Source organism: Methylopila musalis (genome assembly GCF_042679725.1).
GTDB lineage: Bacteria > Pseudomonadota > Alphaproteobacteria > Rhizobiales > Methylopilaceae > Methylopila > Methylopila musalis.
The window spans coordinates 24,283-31,270 of sequence record NZ_JBHTMX010000016.1; the positions used below are offsets into that span (position 1 = coordinate 24,283).

7 protein-coding genes are annotated in these 6,988 nt (G+C 70.2%); all 7 read left to right on the forward strand.

Going from position 1 to position 6,988, the window contains the following annotated elements:
* Window positions 1–123: 123 nt before the first annotated feature.
* On the forward strand, window positions 124–1,485 hold the full coding sequence (locus ACFQ4O_RS04135; protein WP_378774383.1) for an ABC1 kinase family protein: 1,362 nt from the start codon (window positions 124–126) through the stop codon (window positions 1,483–1,485).
* Window positions 1,482–2,351 carry an aminoglycoside phosphotransferase family protein gene (locus ACFQ4O_RS04140; protein WP_378774384.1) on the forward strand — a complete coding sequence of 290 codons (870 nt, stop codon included), beginning with the start codon at window positions 1,482–1,484 and terminating at the stop codon, window positions 2,349–2,351. The genes ACFQ4O_RS04135 and ACFQ4O_RS04140 overlap by 4 nt, the downstream gene beginning before the upstream one ends.
* 185 nt (window positions 2,352–2,536) lie before the next feature.
* The gene (locus tag ACFQ4O_RS04145; RefSeq protein WP_378774385.1) at window positions 2,537–2,821 is read left to right on the forward strand and encodes an aa3-type cytochrome c oxidase subunit IV; all 285 of its coding nucleotides are present in this window, start codon (window positions 2,537–2,539) and stop codon (window positions 2,819–2,821) included.
* 4 nt (window positions 2,822–2,825) lie between these two features.
* On the forward strand, window positions 2,826–3,968 hold the full coding sequence (locus tag ACFQ4O_RS04150) for a Re/Si-specific NAD(P)(+) transhydrogenase subunit alpha (protein WP_378774386.1): 1,143 nt from the start codon (window positions 2,826–2,828) through the stop codon (window positions 3,966–3,968).
* Window positions 3,968–4,411, forward strand: a complete 444-nt coding sequence (locus tag ACFQ4O_RS04155) for a proton-translocating transhydrogenase family protein (RefSeq protein WP_378774387.1) — start codon at window positions 3,968–3,970, stop codon at window positions 4,409–4,411. The genes ACFQ4O_RS04150 and ACFQ4O_RS04155 overlap by 1 nt, the downstream gene beginning before the upstream one ends.
* A gap of 9 nt (window positions 4,412–4,420) precedes the next feature.
* Complete coding sequence (locus ACFQ4O_RS04160; protein WP_378774388.1) at window positions 4,421–5,821, forward strand: NAD(P)(+) transhydrogenase (Re/Si-specific) subunit beta; 1,401 nt, start codon at window positions 4,421–4,423, stop codon at window positions 5,819–5,821.
* 287 nt (window positions 5,822–6,108) lie between these two features.
* Entirely contained in the window at window positions 6,109–6,963 is an 855-nt protein-coding gene (efeU, locus tag ACFQ4O_RS04165; protein ID WP_378774389.1) for an iron uptake transporter permease EfeU, read from the forward strand.
* Window positions 6,964–6,988: the final 25 nt, after the last annotated feature.

A 6,988-nucleotide genomic window follows, 5' to 3' on the forward strand; every position in this document is an offset into this window, starting at 1 on the left:
GTCCGCAGTCAGCGCGCGGTTCGTGACGCGGCGACGACGGGCGACGTGCTGAAAAACGCGTCGCCATGGCCTACCTAAGGCGCGAGTCCGCCTGCGTCCGCCCGTCGAATCGAAAGCCCGCTCATGTCCGACCCGCGCGATCTCGAACGCAATCGCCTGTCCGCCCGCGTCGGCCGCTACGCCCGCGTCGGCGTCAACGTGGGCGGCGTCGCGGCCAAGGTGGCCGGCGCGCGGCTGTTCGGGGGCGGGGACAGGGCGGCCCGCGCGGCGGACCTGCGCGCCGCGCTCGGCGGGCTGAAGGGCCCGATCATGAAGGTGGCGCAGCTTCTCGCCACCATCCCGGACGCCCTGCCGCCCGAATATGCGGAGGAGCTGTCGCAGCTTCAGTCCGACGCCCCGCCCATGGGCTACGCCTTCGTCAAGCGGCGCATGGCGGCGGAGCTCGGGGCCGACTGGCTCACGACGTTCGGCTCGTTCGAGAAGGAGCCCGCCGCAGCGGCCTCGCTCGGGCAGGTGCATCGCGCGACCGCCCTCGACGGCGCGCCGCTCGCGGTGAAGCTGCAATATCCCGACATGGCCTCGGCGGTGGAGGCGGATCTGGTTCAGCTCGGCTGGCTGTTCGATCTGCGCGCCCGGTTCGACAGCGCCATCGACACCAGCGAGATCCTGAAGGAGATCGGCGAGCGCATCCGCGAGGAGCTGGACTACCGCCGCGAGGCCGGCCATGCGCGGCTCTACGCCCATATGCTGGCGCGGACGCCGGAGGTGCGCGTGCCGGGCGTGCGCGGCGAGCTGTCCACCGGGCGCCTGCTGACGCTGGACTGGCTCGAAGGCACCCGCCTGCTCGCCCACAAGGAGGCTCCGCTCGAGGTCCGGAACCGGCTCGGCGCCGCCATGTTCCACGCCTGGTGGCGGCCGTTCTCGTCCTACGGCGTCATCCACGGCGATCCGCATCTCGGCAATTACGCCGCCTTCTCCGAGAACGGCGAGCCGCAGGGCGTGAACCTGCTGGACTATGGCTGCGTGCGCATTTTCCCGCCGCGCTTCGTCGGCGGCGTGGTCGATCTCTACGAGGGCCTGCGCGAGGGCGACGACGCCCGCGTGGCCCACGCCTATGAGACCTGGGGCTTCAAGGCGCTCAACCGCGACCTGATCGATACGCTGAACATCTGGGCGCGCTTCATCTACGGCCCGCTGCTGGACGACCGGGTGCGCACGGTGGCCGACGGCGTCTCCCCCGGCGCCTATGGCCGCAAGGAGGCGTTCCGGGTGCACCAGGAGCTCAAGCGCAAAGGTCCGGTGACGATCCCGCGCGAATTCGTGTTCATGGACCGGGCCGCGATCGGCCTCGGCGGCGTGTTCCTGCATCTTGGCGCCGAGCTGAACTTCGCCCGCCTGTTCCAGCACGAGATCGACGGCTTCACCGCCGAGCGCGTCGCCGCCCGGCAGGCGGAGGCGCTGGCCGTGGCGGGGCTTCGAGGATGAGCCGCGCGCTGGAGACGGTGACGTCGGACGACGCGTCCGATCCGCCCGCCACGCCGGCGGGCGAAAGCGAGATCGGCCGCGGCGCGCAGGCGGCCGTCTACGCCCGCGCCGACGGCCGCGTGGTCAAGCGCTACTTCGCCGACGTGGCCAGGGCCCGCATCGTGTGGGAGTTCCGCAACGCGCGCCTCGCCTACGAGCACGGCGTGCCGACCTGGCGGCCCGACGCTCTCAGCGAGGACGGCCGCTCCATCGTCGGGCAGCGCGTGACCGGTGAGACCCTGTCGGCGCTCGCCGCCCGCCGCCCGTGGCGGGCGATCGCGCTGATGGGCGAACTGGCGCGTATCCACGCCCACATCCACCGCCTGCCGCCGCCGCCCGGATGTCGCCGCTGGCGGCGCCATGTGAAGCCCTCGATCGTCGACAGTCTGGCGCCGCATCTCGGCCCGGCGGCGATCGAGCGCGCCCGCGACCTGCTGCTCGCCTCCGAATCCGGCTTCTGCCACGGCGATCTGTCGCCCTCGAACGTTCTGGTCGATGGCGGGCGGCTGACGGTGCTGGACTGGGGCCGCTCCGGCGTGGGGCCGATCGCGGCGGATGTGGGCCGGGCCTACGCCTTCATCCTGTGCGCCGCGCCGGGGGGCGCGCCGACGCCGCTGCCGCTGCGTCTCGCCTACCGGTTTCGCCTCGCGGAGGCCTATCTCGCCGCCTATCTCGCCGAAAGCGGCCGCATGAGGGCGCCCATCGCAGCCTGGGCCGCCGTGACGCTCGCGGCGGCGGCGTCGGACGCGCGGCGGACGGCCCCGTCACGGGCGCTCGCGCAGGCCGCGCTGGAGCGGGTGGCGGCCGCGTTCGACCGAACGGCGTGAATCCGTCAATCGCTGATTTTCGAGCGTCTGCGGGCGCCGGCGCGCGGATTTGGCGCGGATGATTGTCCTATTCTGGCATTTGGTATACCAGTACGTTTAGGGGGGTTTGCTCCCTCCGATGCTTTAGGCTAAGCCCGACGCGCGAGTGCGACACAATGACGTCGAGCACATGGAAAGGGACGGATATGGCAGGGATCACCGAATACGCCACGGCCACAGGCAACGACTACGCCGAGCATGAGCGCACCTACGCCGGTGTGATGAAGATGTCGAAGATCGGCACGGCCATGGCCGTTCTGGTCGTGATCTCGCTCGCCATCGGCGGCGTGACGGGCCCGTGGTGGCTGTGCGGCCTCGGCGTTCTGCTCGCCATCGTCGGCGGCGTGATCGGAGCCGTGAGCGAGAAGGGCACGATCCTTCCCATCGTCGGGTCCGCGCTGCTGCTCGTCGCGCTCTGGTACATCGTCTGATCCGATGAAGATCGCCGTCGCCAAAGAGACAGACCCGTCGGAGCCGCGCGTCGCCCTGACGCCTGACGTCGTCAAGAGGCTGAAGGGGCTCGGCGCCTCGATCAGCGTCGAGACCGGCGCAGGCCTCACCGCAGGCGCCACCGACGAGGCATACAGCGAAGCGGGCGCCGACATCGCCCCGTCGCGCGCGGCAGCGCTGTCCGGCGCCGACGTGCTCCTGACCGTGCGCCGCCCGGCGCCCGAGGGCGTGACCGGCCTCAAGCCCGGCGCGCTCGTGATCGGCACGATGGACCCTTACGGAGCCTCCGCGGAGATCGCGGCGCTCGCCGCTGAAAACATCTCCCTGTTCGCCATGGAGCTGATGCCCCGCATCACCCGGGCCCAGGTCATGGACGTGCTCTCGTCCCAGGCCAACCTCGCGGGCTACCGCGCGGTGATCGACGCCGCCGCCGAGTTCGGCCGCGCTCTTCCCCAGATGATGACCGCCGCCGGCACGGTCCCGCCGGCCAAGGCCTTCGTCATGGGCGCGGGCGTCGCCGGCCTTCAGGCCATCGCCACCGCCCGTCGCCTCGGCGCCGTGGTGTCGGCGACCGACGTGCGGCCCGCCGCCAAGGAGCAGGTGGCCTCGCTCGGCGCCAAGTTCGTGGCGGTCGAGAACGAGGAGTTCAAGCAGGCCGAGACCGCGGCCGGCTACGCCAAGGCCATGTCGGCCGAGTATCAGGCCAAGCAGGCGGAGCTGGTGGCGAACCACATCGCCAAGCAGGACATCGTCATCACCACCGCGCTCATTCCGGGTCGTCCGGCGCCGCGGCTCGTTACCGCGGCGATGGTGAAGTCCATGAAGCCCGGTTCGGTGCTGGTGGACCTCGCGGTCGAGCGCGGCGGCAACGTCGAAGGCGCGGTCGCGGGCGAAGTGGTCGAGGTGAACGGCGTCAAGATCGTCGGTCACCGCAACGTGGCGGGCCGTCTCTCGGCCTCGTCCTCCGCGCTCTACGCCAAGAACCTGTCGGCCTTCCTCGAGACCCTGCTCTCCAAGGAGACCAAGGAGCTCGCCGTCGACTGGGACGATGAGCTCGTCAAGGCGACCCTCCTCACCAGGGATGGCGCCGTCGTGCATCCCATCGCCAAGCCCGCGGAGACGAACTGATGGCCGCGCTTTCTCCTGAAGAGGCCGCGGATCGCGCCCAGGCCGCGGCCGACGCCGCGCGCGAGGCGGCGATCGCCGCCCAGTCCTACGCCGACCAGATCACCGACGCCGCAGGCGTCGCCCTGCACACCGCCAGCGGCGGCGTGATCGATCCCTTCGTGTTCCGCCTCGCGATCTTCGTGCTGGCGGTGTTCGTGGGCTACTACGTGGTATGGAGCGTGACGCCCGCGCTGCACACGCCCCTGATGGCGGTCACCAACGCTATCTCCTCCGTCATCGTCGTCGGCGCCCTGCTCGCCGTCGGCGTCGATCTGGCCGGCGGTTCGGGCCCCTGGTGGGCGCGCGGCTTCGGCTTCGTCGCCCTGGTGCTCGCCTCGATCAACATCTTCGGCGGCTTCCTCGTCACCCAGCGCATGCTCAGCATGTACAAGAAGAAGGGCTGACGACCAGCGATGACCGACATCGTCCAGATCCTCTACCTCATCGCCGGCGTCCTCTTCATCCTGTCGCTGCAGGGTCTGTCGAGCCCGGCGACCTCCCGGCGCGGCAACACCATGGGCATCGCGGGCATGACGCTCGCGATCCTGACCACGCTGTTCGTCTCCCCGCCCCACGGCGTGGGCGGCTGGCTGCTGGTGATCCTCGGCCTCGGCGTCGGCGGCGCCATCGGCGCCCTCACCGCCAAGCGCATCGCCATGACGGCGATGCCGCAGCTGGTGGCCGCCTTCCACTCGCTCGTCGGCCTCGCCGCCGTGCTGGTGGCGGCCGCCGCCCTCTACGCGCCCGAAGCCTTCGGCATCGGCGCGGTGGGCCACATCCACGGCCAGTCCCTGGTCGAGATGGCGCTCGGCGTCGCGATCGGCGCGATCACCTTCACGGGCTCGCTCATCGCCTTCGCCAAGCTCGACGGACGCATGTCCGGCAAGCCGATCCTGCTGCCCATGCGCCACATCATCAACATCGGCCTCGCCGCGTTGATCGTGGTGCTCGGCGTGGTGTTCGTGGTCACCGAGAGCCACTTCGTGTTCTGGCTCATCGTCCTAGCCTCGCTCGCCTTCGGCTTCCTGATCATCATCCCGATCGGCGGCGCGGACATGCCGGTGGTCGTGTCGATGCTCAACTCCTACTCGGGTTGGGCCGCGGCCGGCATCGGCTTCACGCTCGGCAATCTGGCGCTCATCATCACCGGCGCGCTGGTGGGCTCAAGCGGCGCGATCCTGTCCTACATCATGTGCAAGGGCATGAACCGGAGCTTCATCTCCGTGATCCTCGGCGGCTTCGGCGGCGACGCCGCGGCGGGCTCCGGCGGCGCGGGCGGCGGCGAACAGCGGCCGGTGAAGCAGGGCTCGGCCGACGACGCGGCCTTCATCATGAAGAACGCGTCCAAGGTCATCATCGTGCCGGGCTACGGCATGGCGGTGGCGCAGGCCCAGCACGCGCTGCGTGAAATGGCCGACAAGCTGAAGGAGGAGGGCGTCGAGGTGAAGTACGCCATCCATCCGGTGGCGGGCCGCATGCCGGGCCACATGAACGTCCTGCTCGCCGAGGCCCAGGTGCCCTACGACGAGGTGTTCGAGCTCGAGGACATCAACTCCGAGTTCTCGGGCGCGGACGTGGCCTTCGTCATCGGCGCGAACGACGTCACCAACCCGGCGGCGAAGACCGACAAGACCTCGGCGATCTACGGCATGCCCATCCTCGACGTGGAGAAGGCGGGCACCGTCCTCTTCATCAAGCGCGGCATGGCGGCGGGTTACGCCGGCGTGGAGAACGAGCTGTTCTTCCGCGACAACACCATGATGCTGTTCGGCGACGCCAAGAAGGTCACCGAGGCGATCGTGAAGGGCCTCTGAGGCTCAAACGCGATCCACGACCACATCCGCGAGAGGCCGGGCCGCAAGACCCGGCCTCTCGTCGTTTTCGAAGCCTGCTGGACGCTCGCGAACACGCCCAGGAACGACGGGTGAGGGGAGTGGTCGGGCCGGCCCTCAAGGCGTCCGGGCGGGCCGACGCCGCCGCTCCCCATCTGCCCCAAAATCGCCATGTTTAGATAAATTTCAAAGTAATAACAAAAACTTGCGGGCTTAAGCGCGGCGGCGCATAGCTGCGGTCAGGTCTCCCTGTCCCGGTTCGGCGTTCGATGCTCGCACCCTTTCTGATCATGCTGCGCGAAGGGCTCGAGGCGGCGCTCATCGTGGGCGTCATCGCGAGCTATCTGCGCCAGACCGGCCGCGACGGCTGGCTTCCGGCGATCTGGATCGGCGTGCTGCTGGCGGTGGCGGCCTCGTTCGCGGTCGGCGCGGCGCTGGAGTTCGCCAGCGCCGAGTTCCCCCAGAAGACGCAGGAGCTGTTCGAGGCGCTGGTCGGGCTGGTGGCGGCGAGCCTGCTCACCGGCATGGTGTTCTGGATGCGCAAGGCGGCGCGGACCATCGCCTCCGATCTGCGGCATTCGGTGGACGAGGCCTTCGCCACCGGCTCCGGCGCCTGGGGGCTGGTGGCGATGGCCTTCTTCGCGGTCGCCCGCGAGGGGCTCGAATCGATCTTCTTCCTGCTCGCGATCGTGCAGCAGAGCCCTGGACCCGGCGCGGCGCTTGGAGCGCTTGCGGGCGTCGCCGTGTCGGTCGCGGTGGGCTACGCCATCTTCCACGGCGGGGCGCGCATCGATCTGCGCCGCTTCTTCCGCTGGACCGGCGTGCTGATCCTGATCGTGGCCGCTGGGCTGCTCGCAGGCGTCGTGCGGCAGCTCCATGAGGCGGGCCTGTGGAACCTCCTGCAGACGCTGGCCTATGACCTGACCGGCGTGCTGCCCGTGTCGAGCCCGGTCGGGGCGGTGCTGGCGGGCCTGTTCAACTACCACGACGCGCCGACGGTCGGCGAAGCCGCGGTCTATGTGGCCTTCCTCGCCGTGACCCTGTTCCTGCTGCTGCGGCCGCACGCGCCGGCGCCGGCCTCGCAAGCCGCGACCCCCGTCCAGCCCGCGAGGGTCCGGCCGTGACGCCGCCGAAGCCCGCCCCGTCGCC

Excerpts from the sequence above, each read along its gene's own strand:
- ACFQ4O_RS04135 (WP_378774383.1), top strand. The coding sequence starts at position 124 with ATGTCCGACCCGCGCGATCTCGAACGCAATCGCCTGTCCGCCCGCGTC.
- ACFQ4O_RS04140 (WP_378774384.1), top strand. The coding sequence starts at position 1,482 with ATGAGCCGCGCGCTGGAGACGGTGACGTCGGACGACGCGTCCGATCCG.
- ACFQ4O_RS04145 (WP_378774385.1), top strand. The coding sequence starts at position 2,537 with ATGGCAGGGATCACCGAATACGCCACGGCCACAGGCAACGACTACGCC.
- ACFQ4O_RS04150 (WP_378774386.1), top strand. The coding sequence starts at position 2,826 with ATGAAGATCGCCGTCGCCAAAGAGACAGACCCGTCGGAGCCGCGCGTC.
- ACFQ4O_RS04155 (WP_378774387.1), top strand. The coding sequence starts at position 3,968 with ATGGCCGCGCTTTCTCCTGAAGAGGCCGCGGATCGCGCCCAGGCCGCG.
- ACFQ4O_RS04160 (WP_378774388.1), top strand. The coding sequence starts at position 4,421 with ATGACCGACATCGTCCAGATCCTCTACCTCATCGCCGGCGTCCTCTTC.
- efeU (WP_378774389.1), top strand. The coding sequence starts at position 6,109 with ATGCTCGCACCCTTTCTGATCATGCTGCGCGAAGGGCTCGAGGCGGCG.